The organism is Nocardia sp. NPDC055321, from assembly GCF_053645575.1.
Genome location: NZ_JBSHMS010000016.1, coordinates 117,414 through 137,075, shown reverse-complemented (window position 1 = coordinate 137,075; position 19,662 = coordinate 117,414). Strand labels below are relative to the sequence as shown.

The 19,662-nt window shown below is 69.6% G+C and carries 19 protein-coding genes and 1 pseudogene; 12 read left to right on the top strand and 8 right to left on the bottom strand.

The window, feature by feature from the left end:
* Window positions 1–173 precede the first annotated feature (173 nt).
* Window positions 174–692: a ferredoxin gene (locus ACWIGI_RS25560; RefSeq protein ID WP_454204982.1), complete on the bottom strand. Its 519-nt coding sequence runs from the start codon at window positions 690–692 to the stop codon at window positions 174–176.
* Between the two features lie 52 nt (window positions 693–744).
* Here ACWIGI_RS25560 and ACWIGI_RS25555 point away from each other — a divergent pair, with 52 nt between their 5' ends.
* Window positions 745–1,734 (top strand): hypothetical protein, encoded by a 990-nt coding sequence (locus ACWIGI_RS25555; RefSeq protein ID WP_454204981.1) that lies wholly within the window; start codon window positions 745–747, stop codon window positions 1,732–1,734.
* A gap of 79 nt (window positions 1,735–1,813) precedes the next feature.
* The gene (locus ACWIGI_RS25550; RefSeq protein WP_454204980.1) at window positions 1,814–2,791 is read left to right on the top strand and encodes an NAD(P)-dependent alcohol dehydrogenase; all 978 of its coding nucleotides are present in this window, start codon (window positions 1,814–1,816) and stop codon (window positions 2,789–2,791) included.
* A 247-nt stretch (window positions 2,792–3,038) separates the two neighbouring features.
* Here ACWIGI_RS25550 and ACWIGI_RS25545 read toward each other — a convergent pair.
* The 3 genes and pseudogenes from ACWIGI_RS25545 to ACWIGI_RS25535 form a co-directional block, all read right to left on the bottom strand.
* Window positions 3,039–3,254: pseudogene (locus tag ACWIGI_RS25545) on the bottom strand (aldehyde dehydrogenase family protein); the annotation flags it as partial.
* Between the two features lie 63 nt (window positions 3,255–3,317).
* On the bottom strand, window positions 3,318–3,599 hold the full coding sequence (locus tag ACWIGI_RS25540; protein WP_454204979.1) for a hypothetical protein: 282 nt from the start codon (window positions 3,597–3,599) through the stop codon (window positions 3,318–3,320).
* Between the two features lie 55 nt (window positions 3,600–3,654).
* Window positions 3,655–4,488 carry an SDR family oxidoreductase gene (locus ACWIGI_RS25535; RefSeq protein WP_454204978.1) on the bottom strand — a complete coding sequence of 278 codons (834 nt, stop codon included), beginning with the start codon at window positions 4,486–4,488 and terminating at the stop codon, window positions 3,655–3,657.
* A gap of 150 nt (window positions 4,489–4,638) precedes the next feature.
* Between ACWIGI_RS25535 and ACWIGI_RS25530 the strand changes: the two genes are divergently transcribed.
* Together ACWIGI_RS25530 and ACWIGI_RS25525 are read left to right on the top strand one after the other, a co-directional pair.
* Window positions 4,639–5,037: a cobalamin-dependent protein gene (locus tag ACWIGI_RS25530; RefSeq protein WP_454205093.1), complete on the top strand. Its 399-nt coding sequence runs from the start codon at window positions 4,639–4,641 to the stop codon at window positions 5,035–5,037.
* 23 nt (window positions 5,038–5,060) lie between these two features.
* The gene (locus ACWIGI_RS25525; RefSeq protein ID WP_454204977.1) at window positions 5,061–6,017 is read left to right on the top strand and encodes an LLM class F420-dependent oxidoreductase; all 957 of its coding nucleotides are present in this window, start codon (window positions 5,061–5,063) and stop codon (window positions 6,015–6,017) included.
* Between the two features lie 71 nt (window positions 6,018–6,088).
* On the opposite strand, the gene ACWIGI_RS25520 is transcribed toward ACWIGI_RS25525, so the two are convergent.
* The gene (locus ACWIGI_RS25520; RefSeq protein WP_454204976.1) at window positions 6,089–7,096 is read right to left on the bottom strand and encodes a 2Fe-2S iron-sulfur cluster-binding protein; all 1,008 of its coding nucleotides are present in this window, start codon (window positions 7,094–7,096) and stop codon (window positions 6,089–6,091) included.
* A gap of 76 nt (window positions 7,097–7,172) precedes the next feature.
* Between ACWIGI_RS25520 and ACWIGI_RS25515 the strand changes: the two genes are divergently transcribed.
* From ACWIGI_RS25515 to ACWIGI_RS25500, 4 genes are read left to right on the top strand one after another with little or no spacing between them, the layout of a single operon-like run.
* Window positions 7,173–8,585 (top strand): class I adenylate-forming enzyme family protein, encoded by a 1,413-nt coding sequence (locus ACWIGI_RS25515; protein ID WP_454204975.1) that lies wholly within the window; start codon window positions 7,173–7,175, stop codon window positions 8,583–8,585.
* Complete coding sequence (locus tag ACWIGI_RS25510) at window positions 8,563–9,468, top strand: acyl-CoA dehydrogenase family protein (RefSeq protein ID WP_454204974.1); 906 nt, start codon at window positions 8,563–8,565, stop codon at window positions 9,466–9,468. Before ACWIGI_RS25515 ends, ACWIGI_RS25510 begins: the two co-directional genes overlap by 23 nt.
* On the top strand, window positions 9,455–10,543 hold the full coding sequence (locus ACWIGI_RS25505) for an acyl-CoA dehydrogenase family protein (protein WP_454204973.1): 1,089 nt from the start codon (window positions 9,455–9,457) through the stop codon (window positions 10,541–10,543). The genes ACWIGI_RS25510 and ACWIGI_RS25505 overlap by 14 nt, the downstream gene beginning before the upstream one ends.
* A 1-nt stretch (window position 10,544) precedes the next feature.
* Window positions 10,545–11,312 carry an enoyl-CoA hydratase/isomerase family protein gene (locus ACWIGI_RS25500; RefSeq protein ID WP_454204972.1) on the top strand — a complete coding sequence of 256 codons (768 nt, stop codon included), beginning with the start codon at window positions 10,545–10,547 and terminating at the stop codon, window positions 11,310–11,312.
* Between the two features lie 137 nt (window positions 11,313–11,449).
* Here the strand turns inward: ACWIGI_RS25500 and ACWIGI_RS25495 are convergent, their stop codons facing one another.
* Window positions 11,450–13,540, bottom strand: coding sequence for a CocE/NonD family hydrolase (locus tag ACWIGI_RS25495; protein WP_454204971.1), 2,091 nt, complete (start codon window positions 13,538–13,540; stop codon window positions 11,450–11,452).
* Between the two features lie 245 nt (window positions 13,541–13,785).
* On the opposite strand from ACWIGI_RS25495, the gene ACWIGI_RS25490 reads away from it, so the two are divergent.
* Window positions 13,786–14,892 carry an AraC family transcriptional regulator gene (locus ACWIGI_RS25490; RefSeq protein ID WP_454204970.1) on the top strand — a complete coding sequence of 369 codons (1,107 nt, stop codon included), beginning with the start codon at window positions 13,786–13,788 and terminating at the stop codon, window positions 14,890–14,892.
* Between the two features lie 117 nt (window positions 14,893–15,009).
* On the opposite strand, the gene ACWIGI_RS25485 is transcribed toward ACWIGI_RS25490, so the two are convergent.
* Entirely contained in the window at window positions 15,010–15,195 is a 186-nt protein-coding gene (locus tag ACWIGI_RS25485) for a hypothetical protein (protein ID WP_454204969.1), read from the bottom strand.
* A gap of 32 nt (window positions 15,196–15,227) precedes the next feature.
* Window positions 15,228–15,992 carry an SDR family NAD(P)-dependent oxidoreductase gene (locus ACWIGI_RS25480; RefSeq protein WP_454204968.1) on the bottom strand — a complete coding sequence of 255 codons (765 nt, stop codon included), beginning with the start codon at window positions 15,990–15,992 and terminating at the stop codon, window positions 15,228–15,230.
* Between the two features lie 53 nt (window positions 15,993–16,045).
* Here ACWIGI_RS25480 and ACWIGI_RS25475 point away from each other — a divergent pair, with 53 nt between their 5' ends.
* Genes ACWIGI_RS25475 through ACWIGI_RS25465 form a run of 3 tightly spaced genes read left to right on the top strand, consistent with a single transcriptional unit; the run spans window position 16,046 to window position 19,608 of the window.
* Window positions 16,046–17,473 (top strand): class I adenylate-forming enzyme family protein, encoded by a 1,428-nt coding sequence (locus ACWIGI_RS25475; RefSeq protein WP_454204967.1) that lies wholly within the window; start codon window positions 16,046–16,048, stop codon window positions 17,471–17,473.
* A complete protein-coding gene (locus ACWIGI_RS25470; protein ID WP_454204966.1) occupies window positions 17,466–18,614 on the top strand; it encodes a thiolase family protein in 1,149 nt (382 codons plus the stop codon). The genes ACWIGI_RS25475 and ACWIGI_RS25470 overlap by 8 nt, the downstream gene beginning before the upstream one ends.
* 43 nt (window positions 18,615–18,657) lie before the next feature.
* Window positions 18,658–19,608, top strand: a complete 951-nt coding sequence (locus ACWIGI_RS25465) for an ArgK/MeaB family GTPase (RefSeq protein ID WP_454204965.1) — start codon at window positions 18,658–18,660, stop codon at window positions 19,606–19,608.
* Window positions 19,609–19,662: the final 54 nt, after the last annotated feature.

Sequence of the window (19,662 nt, the reverse complement as noted above, 5' to 3'; positions counted from 1 at the left end):
GACGCGCTGTCCCCATGCAGCCGACGATATCGCTGTTCGAGCCCAACAACGCGGCGACGCGACGACGCGGGTTTGCCCCTGCCCACCGAGGCGGGATGTAAGCCCTCTCCGCGTCGCCGGGGACGAGTCCGGTTCGGTCAGGCCGCTACGTGGCAGCGGATCCCCAGGCGCCGCTACAGGTTCGGCAGCGGGTCGTCGGTGTCCGGGTATCGCCCGTTCTCCAACCTGAACACGTAGGCCCGCAGATCGGTCTCGAGATCGGTCGCGAGATAGGTGAGAAAGTCCCGGACACCTGCCGCCGGCTCCGCATCCTGGGCACGAGCCTTCGGACCCGTGAACTCGGCGAGCAACTCCATGAGATGGTCGGCGACCTCGGCGCGGCCGCTCCACCATGCGCGAACGGCCGCGGGGGTCCACCGCGAGTCCCCGTCCCATGCGTAACCATCGAAGGGGTCCTCGGCCGCCGCCACCAGCACGCATGCGACCTCGGCCGGTGACCGAGGCTGGCGGTAGATGAACTCGTTGTAATATCTACCGCCGTAGAGCACGTTGTGGGGCGCGTGCAGCCTTCCGGTCCAACAGGTATCGGTCTGGCCCGTGTAGAACGGCCCCGGCACATTCATCCAGTGCCGGTCCTCCCACTTGTCACCGTGGTAGACCGATTCATACGGGGTGTTCGGAACCGCGGTCATCGGATCCCAGCCTCGCGGTAGGTTGCTCACCGCTCCAGCATTCCCTATCGCCATGGGCCGTGAGCGTCGCGTCATCGGTTGCCGCGCGGTGTCGTGGTGGCTCGTTGGCGACCTGCTGAAGGGCGTGACGACCGTCGATTCCGCACAGCGCCTTGACGTTCCGGCATTTCGTCGTGGAAGGTGTGCGCTCGGCGACCACCGCCGCACCTGGAACGCACGTGATGGAGAACCTTTGATGTCCGAGCACCTCTCTCCGGTCTCGACCGGTCCGATGGCTGTTCATGGTGCGTTCGGTGTCGCGGATCGGGGAGCCGGGGGTTTTCTGGCGGAGATGTCGCTGTCGAGCCTGCCCTTCGACTTCGAATGGGACGAGCCGACCCGGAACACAGTGCTCGACGACGACGATGAGCGCGACCCCGCGTTGGCCGACAGGCTCGGGGCGCTCAGGGACGAAGCTATTTTCGGGCTCGGCGTCGCCGCGGCGCGGTGGGTTGTGGCGCGTGTGGACGGTGTCGCGCCGGCGGCGGATGTGCGAGACGCGTTGCTGCGCATCGACGCTGCGTGGGCTCTATGCGCCGACCTGCACTACGCGCGGCTGACCGATCCGCCGGTGTTCGGAGATCAGGCGCCGCCGAAAGCCGAAGAGCCGCTGTGGGTCTGCCGAACGCTGCTCTTCTGGGTGTACGGGTCGGCCGTCATCGGTGAGGACCTGCAGGGTGAGTGCATGTCGCTGATTCTGTTGGCCCGTCAGGTGATGGGGTCGCACGCTGGATTCTCGACTTGGTTGAATCAGGCCCTCGACAAGGCCGAGGCAACCTATGCCCTCGCGGACGACGATCCGGATGACGAAGACTCCCAGCTGATCTGGAAGCCGGTGCCGCCGGAGTTCTTCTGGCCGAGCTTCACCTGGACGACGAATGACGCGGCGCGGGCGCTCGTGAACGCGTTCCTGGCCGGCCTGGACCCGGCGACCAATCCGTACCTGCGTGACGCCCAGGACATGCGTACACACGGATTCGAAGGCAAGCCCTACGGCCGGTGACCGAGGACGTCCCGAATCCGGGACACCCCGGGGACTTCCCTGATGTGTCCGGGCGGCCGGGACGCCTAGCGTTATCGGGGTGAAGGCAATCGTGCAGCGGGTTTATGGGTCGTCGGCGGCGTTGACGGTGGGCGACGTCGAGCGACCGGACGCGGGGGCGGGGGAGGTGCTCGTCCGGGTCCGGGCGGCGTCGATCAACGCGCGGGACTGGCATGTGATGCGTGGGGATCCGAAGATCGCGCGGTGGATGGATCGGTCGGTGTTCCGGCGGAAGGGGCCGGCGAACCTGGTGCAGGGCGGGGACTTCGCGGGGACGGTCGAGGCGGTGGGTGACGGGATCACCGACATCGCGGTGGGGGACGAGGTGTTCGGGGAGGCGGTCAGCGGCGCATTCGCGGAGTACCTGGCGGTCCCGCGCGCACTGCTCGAGCGAAAGCCGAAGAACCTGAGCTTCGAAGAGGCGGCGGCCGTACCGCTGGCCGCCAACACTGCGCTGACCTGCCTGCGCCACATCAAGTCCGGGGAGCGGGTGTTGATCATCGGCGCCTCCGGCGGGGTCGGCACGTTCGCGGTCCAGATCGCCCGTGCCAAGGGCGCCGAGGTCACCGCGGTCTGCAGCACCCGCAATGTCGAGGCGGCCGAGTCGCTCGGCGCCGGGCACGTATTCGACTACACCCGCGAGACCGTCACCGGCCGCTACGACACCGTCCTGGACCTCGCGGGCGCACGCGGCCTGCGCGAGCTTCTGCGCCTGGTCGAACCGACCGGCACCCTGGTCCTGTCCGGCGGCGGAAACTTCGACGGCGGCAGCGTGTTCGGCCCCGTCGGCCTGCTCGCACGCGGCCAGCTCGCCCGCCCGTTCGTGAAACCCTCGATCAGCGTCCCCCAGGCCGAGCAGACCCCGTCGTCCCTGACAGAGCTCCGCGAGCTGATCGAGGCGGGCCACGTCCGCCCGGCCATCGACCGGACCTACCCCCTGGACGAGACTCCCGCCGCCATCGCCTACATGGAGTCCGAACACGCCAGGGCGAAGATCGTGATCACCGTATCCGGGTAGGCGGACATGAGCGCCGGTCGTGCGAGGACCGATCAAGCTCGCACGACAGCGATTCGGGCCCGGGCGTACTACCGCCGAACAATCCTGTACGGGTATCGGCGGGAGTACGTCCACGCTGTGTGCCCTGGCCAGCCCCGACCACCACGAGCGATCACCGCGGTCGGTGAGAGAAAGACGAACGGCACGACCCAGCAATCGCTCTGCTCGGTCGCCACCAAGAGGCCGCAGACTCCGCACACCAGGTTCAGTCCGTATCGGGATGCGCGGTGATCGCCGCGCCGGTGGTGTGGCCGTACCCGGTGATGAGGTTGACCACCCCATCCGGAACGCCGGCTTGGGCGAGAATGCGATCGAGCACCAGCGCCGAAAGCGGTGTCTCCTCAGCAGGTTTCACCACACTGCTACAGCCGGCGGCGAGTGCGGGCGCGAGCTTGGCGCAGAAGTTGAACACCGGGCCGTTCCACGTCTACCGGTGTCCCTGCCCCGCCTCGCTGCGACGAGTCGGGGCAGGGCAGGGCGATGGCACTCAGGCGACTCGGTTCTCCCGCAACGCGGTTCGCAGTTCGGGCAGCTGGTCGACCGAGGACTCGGTCAGGCGCGGGCGCCCGTGCCACCCGCAGGGCAGACCGCAGGTCGGTGTCATGGCGACCCGGACGCGGCCGTCGCGGAAGGTGCTCACGACCTCCGACGCTTGGGCGGGATAGCCGCAGTGCGCGCAGGCGCCGAAGTAGTCCAGGACGTCCCGGACCATCACGTGGACGGGGGCATCGGAGTCGGCGGGCTCGGGGACGGGGTGGAGTTGACGCATGATCGGTTCTCTCTGGCAGTGAAATTCGTGTGCTCGGGCAGCCCGTCCCGGTGACTCAGTCGAGAAACAGGTCGAGCTTGGGGTGATCGCCGCCGCCGTAACCGGACAGGTCGTCGGTGGTCGTGTAGCGGGTGACGGCGTCGGAGTCGATGAAGCAATGGCCGGTGATTTGCGGAGCGGGCCGGGTCATGATGGCGACGGCCGCATCGCCCATAATGCGCGGACTGCGCGATCTCGGCAGCAAATTCTCCGAATCCGCCATATGTGCCACCGCGGCGGTGGCAATGAACGTCTCGGGCCAGAGGCAGTTGAAAGCCATTCCGGTACCGGCGAATTCGGCGGCCCACCCCAGCGTCAGCAGGGTCATCCCGTACTTGGACACGGTGTAGGCCGGATGGGCCCCCAGCCACCGCGGGTTCATGTTGATCGGCGGGGACAGGGTCAGCACGTGCGCGTTCGGTGACTCGCGCAGGTGCGGCAGACAGGCCCGGGTGAGCAGGAACGTGCCGCGGACGTTCACATCCTGCATGAGGTCGAACCGCTTGGCGGACAACTCCTCCGTGGCCTCGGTGGCGATGGCGCTGGCGTTGTTCACGCACAGATCCACACCGCCGAAGCGTTCGATCGCGGTGTCGACCGCACGCTGAACGTCTTCTTCCGAGCGCACGTCGCCGATCACCGCGGCGGCCTTGCCGCCGGCGGCCTCGATCTCGGCGGCGGCGGTGTGCACGGTGCCGCTCAGCTTCGGATGGGGTTCCGCGGTCTTGGCCAGCAACACCACGTTCGCGCCCTGGGCCGCCGCCGCGACGGCAATCGCGAGCCCGATGCCACGGCTGGCCCCGGAGATCACCATGGTGCGGTCGGTCAGCGGGCGATCCGGTTCGGTCATGGCGCTCCTCGCAGTGAGTGAATATGCGTTTCCATCTGATGGTATTGGCATTCTCATTTTTCGCAAGTAACGTATCCGCTGATGAGCGACCACAAGCAGCCGCTGTCCCCGGGAACGCCGGGGCGGGTCGCGCCGGACGACGCGGCGCGGGTGCCCGTGCGCGTACTGATCGCCAAGCCCGGGCTGGACGGTCACGACCACGGCGCGAAGATCCTCGCCCGCGCGCTGCGCGATGCCGGATTCGAGGTGGTCTACACCGGAATTCGCCAGCGCGTGGAGGACATCGTGGCCATCGCGCTGCAGGAGGACGTCGCCGTGATCGGCCTGAGCGTGCTGTCCGGGGCGCATCTGCCGCTGACCAGTCGCGTGATCACCGGCCTGCGGGCGGCCGACGCCGCCGACATCGCGGTCGTGATCGGCGGGACGATCCCGCGCTCGGACGTCCCCGCGCTGCTGCGCGCCGGCGCCGCCGCGGTCTTCACCACCGGCACCGCACCCGAGGCGATGGTCACCGAGATTCGCGGGCTGACCGCGTCCGAAACCGGATGAACACCACTAATTTTGGAGGAACCGTGCGCATCGGAGTGATGATCGGGCCGGAGAAGGGCGACACCGCCCGCAAGCTCGAACGCATGCTGCGTGACATCGAATGGGCCGAATCCGCGGGCCTGGACACGGCGTGGATTCCGCAGATACCCACCGACTTCGACGCCCTGACCGCCATCGCCGCCATGGCCGCGCGCTCGTCCAGCATCGAACTGGGCACGGCGGTCGTGCCCCTGCAGGCGCAGCATCCGATAGCCCTGGCCCGCCAGGCGCTGTCGGTCCAGGCGATGACCGGCGGCCGCCTCACGCTCGGGGTGGGGCCGTCCCATCACTGGATCGTCGGCGACATGCTCGGCCTGCCGTACGACAAGCCCGCCGCCTACACCCGCGACTATCTCGAGGTACTCAATGCCGCGGTGACCGGGCCGGGACCCGTTCGGGTGCGCAACGATTCGTTCGACGTGAACAACCCGACCGATCTGACGCCGGTCGCGCCGATGCCCGTGCTGGTCGCGGCGCTCGGGCCGGTGATGCTGCGGGTCGCGGGGGAGCGCGCCGACGGCACCATCCTGTGGATGGCCGACGAGCGCGCGATCGCCGGGCACATCGTCCCCAAGATCACCAAGGCGGCCGCCGACGCGGGCCGCCCGGCCCCGCGCGTCGTCGCCGGTCTGCCGGTATGCCTGTGCGCGCGTGCGGATATCGACGAGGCCAAGGAGCGCGCGAATCGCATACTCGGTGAGGCCGAGATCTCGCCGAACTATCAGCGCCTGCTCGAGCGCGGCGAAGCGCGCGATATCGGCGACCTGTGTATCGCCGGTGACGAGGAGACCATCGCCGCGGGCCTGCGCCGCTACGCCGAGGCCGGCGCCACCGATCTGTCGGTGCGCCTGCTCCCGATCGGCGACACCGTCGCGGAGTTGATCGCCTCCAAGCAGCTCACCCGCACGGTCATCGCGGAGCTCGCCCGAGAGCTCCGCTGACTCGGCACGTAACCCCGGGTCACCGCCCGATGCCCGATCGTCCGGGCATCAGGCGGTGACGAGTTCGCGCCTCACTCGTAGTCGACCGTGATCGAGTCGGTGTCCGGAACCGCCTGGCAGGTCAGGACATACCCCTCGGCCAGTTCGCCGTCGGTGAGGGCTTCGTTCCGTCGCAGCGTGGCATGCCCGGAGGTCACCTTGGCCATGCAGGTCGCGCAATTGCCGGCCTCGCAGGAGAACGGCGGCGCCAGGCCCGCGCGCCGCGCGCTCTCGAGCAGCGTCTCGCCCTCCTGACGGGGCACCGACTTCTTCTTGCGATTGAGAATGATGGTGACGGTGCCGGTGGGCGGGGCGGGCCGGTCCGGTGCCGCCGCGACGGCCACCCGCGGCGCGGGGGCGCCGAAGCGTTCGCTGAAGACCGTTCCCCCCTCGGGCACCGCGAGCTCGACCATCTCCATGAAAGGTTCGGGGCCGCAGATGTAATGGTCCGCGGCCGCGTCCTCGCCGACGAAGGCGCGCACGGCCTCGGCGCCCAGGAAACCGCCGGCCGAATCCAGGTGCCGGACCACCTCCAGCCGGCCCGGGTGGCGAGCGACCAGGTCCGCGAGAACGTGCTCGAAGATCATCGAGTCGGCGTCGCGGTCCGCGCAGAGCAGGCGAATCCGGCGTCCGGTGGTGGCCAATGCCGATTTGGTCAGCGAGAGCAGCGGGGTGATGCCGCTGCCGCCGCTGAACCCCAGCAGCGGGACATCGGTGTCGCGCAGGCAGAAACGGCCCGCCGCCTGGGCAATCTCGATCTCGTCGCCCTCGGTGAGGTGATCGTGCATCCAGTTCGAGACCGCCCCGCCCGCAACGCGTTTGACCGTCGTGGTGAATTCGGCGTCGGTCTCGGGCGCACTCGACATCGAATAGGAGCGGTACAGCGCCCGCCCGTCGATGGTGACCTTGAAGGTGCAGAACTGCCCGGCCCGGTACGGAATCGGCGCGGTGTGCGGGGCCAGCACGAAGGTCCGGGCGTCGATGCTCTCCTTGACGATCCGGGTCACTGTCGCGCGTTGGAACGCGGGTGTTCTCGCCATGAACCCTCACCTCCTGGTATTAAGATTCTATCAATGTGAGAATATGATTCTCCTACACGAGACGGGATCTTCTCAAATGTCATCCGGGGTTGCGGCGGCGGCGCTCGCCTTCGAAGGGCGCGACTACACCCGCGCCGAAATCGACGCGCTCGCCGCAGGTCTGGCGCTCGAGCTGTCCGGCGACGGCATTCGCGCCGGAGACCGTGTGGCCGTGATGTCCTCGAACCGGCCGGAGTTCGTCGTCGCCGTGCTGGCGCTGTGGCGGATCACAGCGGCGGCCGTGCTCATCAGCCCGGCCTACAAGCACGACGAGGTCGCGCACGCGCTGAAGGTCACCGGCGCGGTGCACGGTATCGGTGATCAGCCGGTCCTGGCCGACCTGCTGCCCACGCGCCACCTGGACGAACCGATCCGCCCGTCGGACAAGCTTTTTCCGGACCCCGACCCGGCCGCGGACGCGGTGCTGGTGTTCAGCTCCGGCACGACCGGTTTGCCCAAGGCGGTCCGCCACACCCACGGTTCCCTCGCGACCGCGGTGCGCCAGTGGCGGGAGGTGCTCGCGCTCACCGCCACCGACCGGATGCAGATCGCCACCCCGCCCTCGCACATTCTGGGCCTGCTCAATATCGTCACCGCCCTGGAGGCGGGCGCGTGGCTGCGGCTGCACCGGCGCTTCGACCTCGGCACTGTGCTGGCCTGCATCCAGGACGATCGGATCACCGTGGAGATGGCGGTCGCGCCGATAGCGCTCGCGCTGGCCGGACATCCGAATCTCGAGCAGTACGACCTGAGTTCACTGCGCTTCATCATGTGGGGCGCGACGCCGGTGACCGCCGCGGTCGCCGAGACCGTCACCCGCCGCTCCGGCGTGGGCTGGCTGCCCGCCTACGGCGCGAGCGAGCTGCCGGTCATCGCCTGCAACCCGATCGGCGCGGCCCGCCTGGACAGCGTCGGCAAACCCGCGCCCGGCGTGACCATTCGCGTGGTCTCCCGCGAGACCGGTGAACCGCTGCCGGACAACGAGATCGGCGAGATCCAGTGCCGATCGGACTCGGTGATGGCCGGGTACCTGCCCGCCGAGGCCACCGCCGAAGCCTTCGACGACGGCTGGTACCGCACCGGCGACATCGGCCGAATCGATGGCGACGGCTGGCTGCGCATCACCGACCGGGCCAAGGAAATGATCAAGGTCCGCGGCTTCCAGGTCGCCCCCGCCGAGATCGAGGCCGTGCTGCTGGAACACCCGGCGGTGACCGACTGCGCCGTCTTCGGCGAACCGGACGCACGCGACGGCGAAGCGATCGTCGCGGCGGTGGTCACCACCGCCGAGGTGCCCGCAGCCGAGCTGGTCGATCTGGTCGGCGCCCGCCTGGCCACCTACAAGCGACCCCATCGGGTCGTGTACGTGCCCGAAATCCCGCGCCTGCCCTCGGGCAAAGCGCTGCGGCGAGTCCTCAAGGAGAACCATGGACGTCCGGCTGACCGATGAACAACGCCAATTGCGCACCGCCGCCGCGCGATTGGCCGATGAACTGGGTCCGGGCAGCGTCGCCGGCCTCGATGACGCGCAGCGCCGCGAGCGCCTGGACAAGGCGGTGGAGACCAGCGGCTGGCGGTCCCTGCGCTCCGACGGCGCCTCGGGCGTCGAAGTCGCGCTGGTGGCCGAGGAATTCGGGCGCGGCCTGGTAGACGTCGCGTTCCTGGGACCGGTGCTCGCCGACGACCTGCACGGGCGGCCCGAAAGCGACGATTCGCGCTGGACCGTCGCGGTGCGGGACCGGGCCATCGACGCACGCGGCAGCGACCGGGTCCTGCTCCTCGAGGACGGGGAACTGCTCTGGGCCCCGACCGGCGACATCGCCGCCGGCGCGGACCTGACCCGCGACGCTGCCCTCGTAGCGGGCCACCGTGAACCGCTCGGTGTGCTCTCGCGCGACCAGCAGGCCCAGTGGCACGCGCTGGCGATCACCGCCACCACGGCGGACCTGCTCGGCGCGGCCCGGGGCGCCCAGCGACTGGCGGTCGACTACGCGAAAGTCCGGGAACAGTACGGACATTCGATCGGGTCGTACCAGGCCGTCGCCCACCTGCTGGCCGCCAACCAGGCCCTGATCGAAGGGTCGATCAGCGTGCTGCGCTACGCCGCCTGGGCGGTGGACGAGTTGCCCGCGCCCGACGCGTTGCGCGCCGCGCGCGTGGCCAAGCTCTACACCGCGCGCGCCGCGCGCACGGTCTGCGAGACCGCGATCCAGGTGCACGGCGGAATCGGCAACACCTGGGAGTGCCTGGCGCACGTCTACCTGCGCCGCGTTCTCACCTCCATCGAACTGTTCCCCGTCGGCCTGAAGGAGATCGACCATGGACTTTCGTGACTCCCCTCGGGAAGCGGACTTTCGTGCCCGCCTGCGCACCTGGCTCGCCGCGACCGCCGGCGAGTTCCCCACCGCGGGCGACGACTACTGGGCGCGCCAGGGCGAATGGCATCGCGCGCTGTACGGCGCCGGATTCTTCGGCCTGTCCTGGCCCCGCGAATTCGGCGGGCAGGACCTGCCGCCGGTCTACGACGTCATCGTGGACGAGGAACTCGCCATCGCGGGCGCCCCGCCCCGCCCCAGCCTGGGATACCTGGTGCAGGGGCTCGGCCGGCACGGCGACAAGGACATTCAGCGGCGCTTCCTGCCCGGCATGATCGACGGCACCCAGCGCTGGTGCCAGGGTTTCAGCGAGCCGGACGCCGGGTCGGACCTGGCGTCGTTGCGCACCACCGCCGTTCGCGAGGGCGACCACTACGTCGTCACCGGCCACAAGGTCTGGACCAGCTACTCCGATGTCGCGGACTGGTGCCTGCTGCTGGCCCGCACCGACTCCGATGTGCCACGGCACAAGGGCATTTCGGCGTTCGTGATCTCCATGCACCAGCCCGGTGTGGTGCAGCGGCCGTTGCGCATGATCAACGGGGTCACCCGCGAGTTCGGGCAGGTGAGTTTCGACGCGGCACGGGTTCCGGTCGAGAACCTGATCGGCGCGCCCGGCGACGGCTGGCGGCTGGCCATGACCGTGGTCGGTCACGAGCGTGAGCCCTCCACCCTCGGCTACTCCGCGCGCTACGGAAAACTGGTGCGCCAGTTGCTCGCTCGCGCACAGGACGAGGTGCCCGAGGATCTGGCCTGGGCGGCGGTGGAGACCGAGATGCTGCGCCTGCATGTGCGCCGCCGACTGTCCGAACAACTCGACGGCGTCACCCACGGTCCCGACGGATCGCTGGACAAGTTGCTCATGACCTGGGTCGACCAGGCGGTCGGGCACGCCGCGCTCGCGGTCGGCGGCACCTCGGATCCCGATCTGCTGTCCGCGTACTTCTACAGCCGCGCGCAGAGCGTGATGGGCGGGACCTCGCAGATTCAGCAGAACATCATCGCCTCACGCATTCTCGGACTAGGAGTTTGACATGTACGACCTGCCGGCAGAGATCGACGTCCGGGCCGACGGCCCGCTGCGCATCATCACCCTCAATCGGCCCGACGCGCTCAACGCCGTCAACGACGACCTGCACACGGGCCTAGCCCAGCTCTGGTCCCGGCTCAACGACGACCTGGACGCGCGCGTCGCGGTCATCACCGGCGCGGGCAAAGCCTTCTCCGCCGGTGGTGATTTCGCGTATCTGGCCGAACTGGGCCGGGATGCGCGCCTGCGCGCCAAGACGATCGCCCACGGCCGCGACATCGTGCTGGGGATGGCACGCTGCCGGGTGCCGCTGGTCGCGGCCGTCAACGGCCCCGCCGTCGGCCTGGGCTGTTCCCTGGTCGCGCTGAGCGACATCGTCTACATGGCCGAGACCGCCTACCTCAAGGACCCGCACGTGCAGGTGGGCCTGGTCGCCGCCGACGGCGGACCGCTGACCTGGCCCCTGCACACCAGCCTGCTGCTGGCCAAGGAATACGCCCTCACCGGCGCGAAGATCCCCGCCGAGCGCGCACAGGCCATGGGTCTGGCCAATCACGTTGTCGCCGATCCGCTCTCGGAGGCCCTGGCCTGCGCGAAGCGGATGCTCGAACTCCCGCGCCAGGCCGTGGAGTCCACCAAACGCCTGCTGAACCTGCACCTGGAACGCGCGGTGCTGGCGACCCTCGACTACGCCAACGCCGCCGAGGACCTGTCCTTTCAGACCGAGGACTTCCGCGCGACGATCGCGCGCCTCACCGCCCCGCGTTCCTGACCCGCATCGCTCGCGGGGACTCGGTCGGTGGCGGCTGGAACCGCATCGTTCGGCCCGTCATCGAGCGGGTAGGCGCCCGCGGCGCGGGCGCTCACCGCGCCGTGCGAACGCTCGCACGGCGCGGTGAGCGGGCCGAGTCAGCCCGGGATGGCCGCGGTCAGGGCGATATTGACCCAGCTGGGCGCACTCGGATCCAGCCGCAGGTGCTCGGGCTTCAGACCGGAGTCGGCCAGGAACATCAGGGGCGGCAGACCTTTGGGGAAGTTGCTCGCGAAGATATTGACCCGCAGCCGGTGGCCGGGCTGCAGCACCGCGTCGATCGGGGTGAGGCCGATGTCGAGGGTGACGGGCTCACCGGGAACGGTGGGCTGCCGCCGCTCGAGATCGAGGAAGTACTGCGGCTCGGTGTAATCGCCGTTGGCGGAGGTCTTGCTGGCCGCGTCGTCGATCTGACGTAGCGAGGAGACCAGCTGCCCGGTCGCGATCTGGTTGGAGGTGCCGTCGGGCGCCACGTCGTTGACCGTCGCGACCCAGTAGCCGTCGGCCGCGTCGTGAACCACGTTGAGGTGCACGTTGATCGGGCCGGACACGGTGGTCGCCGCGCTGACCGGGGCGCTGGTGAAACTCAGCCCATCGTGTTCCCAGATGCGGGAGTCCTTGCCGCAGGCGTCCAGCAGCGCCGTCACGCCCGCGCTGATCCGGGCGACGTCGCGCCCGCACAGGCTCAGCAGACCCGGTGCGACGGTCAGATCGCGGGGCTGTGCCTGCACGGGATTCTCCGAGAGCCCGCCGTCGTAGATCGAACCCCCGGCGGTGCCCGAGGGCGAGTCGTTGAGGTACACCCGCCGGTAGGTGACCTCGGCGCGCGGGAACTCCGCGGCGTCGGTCCAGCCGCCGCCCTGCTGCTTGACCACGATCGGCGCGTAATCCTCGATGCCGTTGTCGATTCCGCGGAGCCAGTGATCGAACCAGGCGCGCTGCAGCACATCCAGGCGGGGCGGCATTCCCGGCTCGCCGAAACCCGCTACGCCGGAACCGATGTGGTAGCCGTCGCCCATGATGAGTTTCTTCTGCTCGGCGGGCAGCGGAATCGAATTGAAGGTGTCGGTCGGGCTGGTGCCGAAGATGTCGAACCACGCGCCCACCATGAAGGTCGGCACCCGGATATTGCCGACTTTGGCCTTCAACCCCTGACGGAAGGGCGAATTCGGGTCCATCAGGCCACGCGTCTGCGGGGTCAGCTGATCCGGGGTCAGCGCGGTGTAGCCGTTGACGACCATCTCGACCAGGGTGAGCGGGTCGGCTATGCGGTCCCGGAGCCACTTCGCCTGCTGTGCGGGATCGAACTTCCCGACCGCCAGCGCGGTGAGATCGGGAATCATCTTGAGCGCGTTGACGCCCAGCAGCCACGGCACCAGGAAGCCGACACCCACCGCGCCGCCAGGCCCGGCGATGTCGTCGAAGATATCGGCGCTGCCCTCGTACGCGAAGACGGCTTTGAGCCCCGGCGGCATCCGATCGGTGGCCTCGATCGCGCTGATCGCGGTGAACGAGATCCCCATGGTGCCGACGTTGCCGTCGCTCCAGTCCTGCCGGGTGATCCAGTCGATCACCTCCGCGACATCCTGCTTCTCGCGATCACCGAAGACCTGCCAGCTGCCCTCGGAGGTGCCGGTGCCGCGCAGATCGACCTGCACCAGGGTGTACCCGGCCTCGGCGAGCGCCCAATCCTGCAGCGCGGCTTCGACCGCACCCGAGTCGAGCTGGCGGGTCATGTCGAACAGTCCGTCGATCCCGACCCCGGGCAGGTTGATCGAGGCGATCCAATCCTCGAGCGGCTTCTTGATGCCGAGGTCGTCGGCGGAGGCCAGCAGCGCCTGCCCGACGAGAATCGGGAGCTTGCCGTAGCCCTGCATCTGCAGGATCACCGGCCGTCGGCCGTCGGGCCGCCGGCCGTCGCGCGCCGGATGGATGATGTCGGCCTTGAGCACCGTGCCGTCGCTCATCGTGATCGGTACCGCGAGATCGGGTGCGACGCCGTTGTAGGGCTGCGGACCGTTCAGCGCCGAATTCCACTGTGCCGCTCGGTCTCCGCCGTCGATCGCGGTGAACCCCCCGTTCGGTTCACCGAAAGCCGCCGGCGTCAAGAACGGCACGGTCCCCAGCGCCACCGCCGCCACCACCATGCCGCGAACCGCGAACGATTTCGTCCGCCTCCCAGCCCTCATCCTGTGGTCCACCTCTCACTCGATTCCTGAGCCAGATTGTTGCTACCGGCGGGTAAAGACGACTCGTTCCTGGGCGACATCCTTTTACCCCTACGCGACATGGGTTGTGCCATATGTCGATTTCTCGGCGTGTTCGGGCCGGTGAAACCGCAGGTCGTGGCTGAGACAATCGCGACGGGTCTTGTCGCGGAGTGCGCCGGTGGATACGCTGCGAAACCACTTCGACATGGTTGGTGGGGTTGCTGATGGCGACGATGGGGCGGGCCGCGACACTGCGCGGGTTTCGCGAACTGGTGGACGAGCTCGGCGGTGACGGCGTCGCGCTACTGCGGCGTTTCGGCATCTCCCCGGACGCCGTGAACTCCGATGACGCGGTGGTCTCCTCGGAGTCCATGGGCTGGGCGCTGGAGATCGCCGCGACCGAACTGCGCTGCCCCGACCTGGGTTTGCGGCTGGCCGAACGCCAGGATTTCAGCGTGCTCGGCCCGCTCGGGGTCGCCCTGCTCAACGCGCCCACCGTCGGTGCGGCGCTGGCCTGCGCGCAGCGCTACCTGTACACCCACCACGCCGGCATCTCGGTCGAGTTGTGCGCCGATCCCGAGCAGCAGCCGGGCGTCATCGCGCTGAACTATCGCGACATGGCCGAGGTGTCCGCCTTCAGTCAGGGCATCGACCACGGCGCGGGATTTCTGCATCGGTTCGTGTGCCACGGTGTCGGTGGCGCCTACGGGCTGCGGATGGTGCACCTGCCGCACCCGCCGCGGGCCCCCGTCGCGCGCTACGCCGAATTCTTCGGCGCCGAGGTGCGATTCGACATGCCCACGACCCTGCTGCGGTTTCCCGCGGACCTGCTCGCCCGGCCCATGCTCGGCAGCGACCCGATGCTGCACACCCTGGCCATGGACTATTTGGCGCGCAACTACTCCGAGCTCGGCCGGACCATGACCGCCCGGGTACGCCTCGCCGTCGACCGCGCCTTCCTCGAATCCACCGCCGACATCGCCACGGTCTCTCAGATGCTGCACACCGGGCCCCGGACCCTGCAGCGCGCATTGTCCAGCGAGGGAACGACTTTCACGGCGGTCCTGGACGCCGCCCGTCGCGATGCCGCCTACCGTCTGCTCTGCGAAACCGATCTTCCGCTGAGTCGCGTCACGGTCCTGATCGGGCTGCGCGAGCAGTCCGCGCTCACCCGGGTGGTCAGGCGCTGGTACGGGCGCACACCGCAGGAGATACGGGCCGAGGGCCGGGCCCGGGCGATGGCTGACAAAGCCGGCGCCGGTCGGACGGACGGCGCCCACGCCGGGAACACTCCCGTCGCCTCGGCTCGCCATGTCGCACCCCGGATCTGACCGGGATATCCACCTGTCGAGCCGCATGCCGGACGGAACTCGTTGCGCTCGAGTTCGATCCGCGACGGAGTCCGTACCCTCCGGCTCCCCGCCGGTTCGGGCCCTTCGGGAAACGAGTCAGCCACCGAAGTGCGGCTGATCGGCGGGGACGAGGTGGGCCGCCTCGGTGAGTCGGCGCTTGGCCTGATGCTTGCGTGCGCAGACGGTCGCGGGACAGGTCAGGTGCTGCTGCATCACCCGGTGGGCGGTGTCCACGGTCATCACCGGAATGGGCGAGTGGTCGGTGGGGGGAAGGTCGTACATCGTCGGTGTCCTTCCGGCGGAGGAGGATTCGGCTATTTGGGCGGGAACCGCAGCGCGGCGTCGAGGCGGATGACCTCGCCGTTGAGGTAGTCGTTGTCGATGATCGAGGTGGCGAGCCGGGCGTACTCCGCCGAGCGGCCCAGGCGCTTGGGAAACGGGATCTGCGGGCCCCAGTATGCGGCCAATTTGTCGCCGTTCTTGCCATAGGCGGGCGTGTCGATCATTCCGGGCGCGATGGTGACCACGCGGATGCCCAGCGGCGCCAGATCGCGGGCGGCAACCAGGGTCATGCCGACCACGCCGCCCTTGGCCGCGGCGTAGGGAACCTGGCCGACCTGACCCTCGTAGGCTGCGATCGAGGCGGTGTTGATGATGATGCCGCGCTGATCCTCTTCGACGGGTTCGGATTTCGCGATTCCGGCGGCCGACAGGCGCAGCACGTTGAAGACGGCGGTCAGATAGAACTCGATGGTCGTGCGGAAACCCTCCAGACCCAGGGCCGAGCCGTCACGGCCTACCAGACGGCCGCCGCTGGCCGGCCCGCCGTGGGTGTCGACCGAGATGCGCAGCGGAGCCAGTGATCGCGCCTCGTCGATGGCGTCCTGCACCGACTGTTCGTCCGTGGCGTCGGTGCGCACGTAGCGCACGCCCAGCTCGCGTTCGAGCTCCTTACCTTTCTCGTCCGCGACGTCGGCGACGACCACTTTCGCGCCGCCGGCGTGCAGTCGGCGCACGGTCGCTTCGCCGAGTCCGCCGGTGCCGCCCACGACCAGGGCCGAGCAGTCCTGTATCTGCATGTGGTATTCCTCTCTTGCAACTACCGCTCTCCAATTGTGAGAATAATGTTCTCATGAACATCGGCATGATCCTAGACATGGCCGCCGCGGGCGGCGATCACCCCGTCGTGACCGCGGGCGAGCGCTCGCTGTCCGCCCCCGAGCTGCTCGACCTCGCCCAGCGCGCCGCGACCCGGCTGCGCGGGTTCCCGGCGGTGCTCTACCTCGGCACCAGCCACCCGGCCTATCCCGTCGCCCTGTTCGGGGCCGCCGCCGCGGGAATTCCCTTCGTGCCGCTGAACTATCGGCTCGGCGAAGAACAACTGGCGGCGCTGCGGGACCGGCATCCCGGCGCGCTGGTCCTGGAACAGAACGACCTGGACACGTTCCTGGCCGACGTGGCGAGCGCGGACCCCGCCGATCCGGACCCCGCCGACGAGGACGCCGTGGCCGCGATCATCTACACCAGCGGCACGACCTCCGCGCCCAAGGCCGCCCTGCTCCGGCACCGCCACCTGACCGCGTATCTGATCAACACCGTCGAATTCGGTGCGGGCATCGGTCAGTCCACGCTCGTCTCGGTGCCCCCGTACCACATCGCGGGTCTGACGAACCTGCTGTCGAACCTCTACTCCGGCCGCCGCGTGGTGTACCTGCCCGCCTTCGATCCGGAGAACTGGCTGGAAACCGTTCGCCGCGAGGGTGTTACGCACGCCATGCTGGTGCCGACCATGCTCGCCCGCATCGTCGCGACCGTCGAGGGCGACGACGCGCGCACCCCGACGCTGGTCTCGCTCGCCTACGGCGGATCCCGGACCCCGCGACCGGTGCTCGAACGAGCCCTGCGCGTGTTCGGCTCCACGGGATTCGTGAACGCCTACGGGCTCACCGAGACCGCGTCCTCGGTCGCGCTGCTCGGTCCCGAGGATCACCGGACGGCCGAGGCGTCGAGCGATCCGGCCGTCCGCGACCGGCTCGGATCGGTCGGCCGCCCGCTGCCCGGCATCGAGATCGAGATCCGCAGCGAGGCCGGCGAACCCGTCGACGCCGGTACGACCGGACTTGTCTTCGTGCGCGGCGAGCAGATCTCCGGCGAATACGGCGACCGCAGCGTGCTCGACGCGGGCGGCTGGTTCCCCACCCGGGATCTGGGCCGCCTCGACGCCGAGGGCTACCTGTACATCGAGGGCCGCGCCGACGACACCATCATTCGCGGCGGCGAGAACATCGCGCCCGCCGAGATCGAGGACGTGCTGCTGGAATTCCCCGGCATCTCCGAAGCCGCGGTGATCGGCGTTCCCGATCCCGAATGGGGACAGCGCCTGGTCGCCGTCGTGGTGGGCGCCGGCGATCCCGAGCGGATCCGCGACTGGGTCAAACAGCGGCTGCGCTCGTCCAAGACCCCCGACGCGATCGTCTTCCGACCCGAACTGCCCAAGACCGACACCGGAAAACTGCTGCGGCGCACGCTCGTCGCCGAAATGGAGTCCTCCCATGCCTGACGCCGTCATCGTCTCCGCGCTCCGCACCGCCATCGGAACCGCCCGAAAGGGCACCCTGCGCGACACCAACGCCTTCGACCTGGCCCGGCACGTGGTGGGTGCCGCCGCGGACGGACTCGGCGGTGAATACCGCGTCGACGACGTCGTTCTCGGCGAGGGCCGTTACGGCGGCGGCGTGCTGGCCCGGCACGCGGCGGTCACCGCGGGCCTCACCGGCGCGCCCGGCCTGGCCCAGAACCGGCACTGCGCGGCGGGCATGTCCGCGGTGCAGACCGCCGCGGCGAACATCCGCGCGGGCATGTCCGAGCTGATCATCGCCGGCGGCGTGAACTCCGACTCCACCGCACCGCGCGCCCGCTTCAAGGTCGGCGAGGACGAGTGGATCGACCCCTGGGTCTCGCCGAGCCACCCGGACCGTCCCGAGGCGCCGTGCATGGACATGTCCATCACCGTGGGCTGGAATACCGCTGTGCGCGTGGGCATTTCCCGCACCGAGCAGGACGAGTGGGCGCTGCGTTCGCACCGCAACGCCATCGCCGCCATCGACGAGGGCCGCTTCAAGGAGGAGATCCTGCCGATCACGACTCCGCACGGGGTCTTCGACACCGACGAGCACCCTCGCCGCGACACGACCCTCGAACGCTTGGCGGCGCTCAAGCCCCTGCACCCGGAGATCGACGGCTTCTCGGTCACCGCGGGCAACGCCAGCGGCGCGAACGACGGCGCGGCGGCCCTGGTGGTCGCCAGCTCCGACCTGGGACTGCCCGCGCTCGGGGTGATCCGCAGCTGGGTCTCCATCGGCGTCGATCCCGCCGAGACCGGCCTGGCCCCGATCGAGGCCATCACCCGCGCCGCCGACAAGGCCCGCATCTCGCTGTCGGAGGTGTCGCTGTTCGAGATCAACGAGGCCTTCGCCTCGGTGCCGGTCGCGGCGGTACGCGCGCTGAACCTCGATCCCGATCGGGTCAACTACAGCGGCAGCGGCTGCTCGCTCGGCCACCCGGTGGCGGCCAGCGGCGCACGCATGATCGTGACGATGGTGCACGAGTTGCGCAGGCGCGGTGGCGGTTACGGCATCGTCGCGATGTGCGCGGGCGGCGGCATGGGCTCGGCCACCGTCCTCGCGGTGCCCGCGCCGTGAGTGCGGCGACGCGGTCCGGTCCACGATCGAGAAAAGAGCCGAGATGCACAGTGCCGACGGTGAATCGGAGGCGGCGCGCGCGATAGCCGCGTCGCCGGTGGCCGAGGAGATCGCGGAGCTGTTGGCGCGGGCGAGCGCCGGGTCGGTGCGGGCGGTGGGCCGTCTCCTGTCTCTGGTCGAGGGCCCGCAGCGGGCGGACGTGTGCGCCACGCTCGCGCCGGCATCGGTCCGTGTGATCGGGGTGACCGGGCCGCCCGGGGCCGGGAAGTCCACGGCCGTAGCCGGTTTGATCGCGGCCTACCGGCTGCGCGGGCACCGGGTGGCCGTGCTGGCGGTCGATCCTTCCTCCCCGTACAGCGGCGGTGCGCTGCTTGGTGATCGGATTCGAATGGCCGAGCATGTCGACGATCCCCGGGTGCTGATCCGCTCGTTCGCCACCCGCGGGCACCCCGGTGGCCTGGCGGCGGCGGTCCCGGCGGCCGTGCGGCTGCTGGCCGCGCTGTCCTACGACGTCGTGCTGCTGGAATCGGCCGGTGCCGGGTCGTCGGACACCGAGATCGCCGCGGTCGCGGACCCGGCGGTGGTCGTGCTGACCCCCGGGGCGGGCGACGGGGTGCAGGCCGCCCAGGCGGGACTGCTCGAGATCGCGGACATCCTGGTGGTGAACAAGGCGGACCGGGAGGGCGTCGAGCAGACGGTGCGCGATTTGCAGGCCGAATCCGATGTTCCGGTACTGACATTGATCGCCGCCCGCGGCGAGGGCATGCCCGAGCTCGTCGACGTGATCGACCGCCACCGCCGCCCCCGCAGCGCCTCCCGCCGCGTCGCGTGCGCTCGGGCTCAGATCCTCGCCCTGACTCGCACCGGCCTCTGCGCCCACCCGGACCTGGATGGGTTGGCCGCGTCCGTGGCGGCCGGCCGGTGCGACGCCTACTCGGCCGCAAGGGCATTGGCGAACGCACGGCCGCCCGCAGCGCTGCGAGCCGAACGGTGATGACCTCGGCCGATCGCCCGCGACCGGATGCTCGCCGCTTCGCTTCGAACAGTG

What these genes read in the sequence shown, in the direction of transcription:
- ACWIGI_RS25560 (WP_454204982.1), bottom strand. Translation starts at nt 692, where the DNA reads ATGACCGCGGTTCCGAACACCCCGTATGAATCGGTCTACCACGGTGAC.
- ACWIGI_RS25555 (WP_454204981.1), top strand. Translation starts at nt 745, where the DNA reads ATGGGCCGTGAGCGTCGCGTCATCGGTTGCCGCGCGGTGTCGTGGTGG.
- ACWIGI_RS25540 (WP_454204979.1), bottom strand. Translation starts at nt 3,599, where the DNA reads ATGCGTCAACTCCACCCCGTCCCCGAGCCCGCCGACTCCGATGCCCCC.
- ACWIGI_RS25535 (WP_454204978.1), bottom strand. Translation starts at nt 4,488, where the DNA reads ATGACCGAACCGGATCGCCCGCTGACCGACCGCACCATGGTGATCTCC.
- ACWIGI_RS25520 (WP_454204976.1), bottom strand. Translation starts at nt 7,096, where the DNA reads ATGGCGAGAACACCCGCGTTCCAACGCGCGACAGTGACCCGGATCGTC.
- ACWIGI_RS25515 (WP_454204975.1), top strand. Translation starts at nt 7,173, where the DNA reads ATGTCATCCGGGGTTGCGGCGGCGGCGCTCGCCTTCGAAGGGCGCGAC.
- ACWIGI_RS25510 (WP_454204974.1), top strand. Translation starts at nt 8,563, where the DNA reads ATGGACGTCCGGCTGACCGATGAACAACGCCAATTGCGCACCGCCGCC.
- ACWIGI_RS25505 (WP_454204973.1), top strand. Translation starts at nt 9,455, where the DNA reads ATGGACTTTCGTGACTCCCCTCGGGAAGCGGACTTTCGTGCCCGCCTG.
- ACWIGI_RS25500 (WP_454204972.1), top strand. Translation starts at nt 10,545, where the DNA reads ATGTACGACCTGCCGGCAGAGATCGACGTCCGGGCCGACGGCCCGCTG.
- ACWIGI_RS25495 (WP_454204971.1), bottom strand. Translation starts at nt 13,540, where the DNA reads ATGAGGGCTGGGAGGCGGACGAAATCGTTCGCGGTTCGCGGCATGGTG.
- ACWIGI_RS25490 (WP_454204970.1), top strand. Translation starts at nt 13,786, where the DNA reads ATGGCGACGATGGGGCGGGCCGCGACACTGCGCGGGTTTCGCGAACTG.
- ACWIGI_RS25485 (WP_454204969.1), bottom strand. Translation starts at nt 15,195, where the DNA reads ATGTACGACCTTCCCCCCACCGACCACTCGCCCATTCCGGTGATGACC.
- ACWIGI_RS25480 (WP_454204968.1), bottom strand. Translation starts at nt 15,992, where the DNA reads ATGCAGATACAGGACTGCTCGGCCCTGGTCGTGGGCGGCACCGGCGGA.
- ACWIGI_RS25475 (WP_454204967.1), top strand. Translation starts at nt 16,046, where the DNA reads ATGAACATCGGCATGATCCTAGACATGGCCGCCGCGGGCGGCGATCAC.
- ACWIGI_RS25470 (WP_454204966.1), top strand. Translation starts at nt 17,466, where the DNA reads ATGCCTGACGCCGTCATCGTCTCCGCGCTCCGCACCGCCATCGGAACC.
- ACWIGI_RS25465 (WP_454204965.1), top strand. Translation starts at nt 18,658, where the DNA reads ATGCACAGTGCCGACGGTGAATCGGAGGCGGCGCGCGCGATAGCCGCG.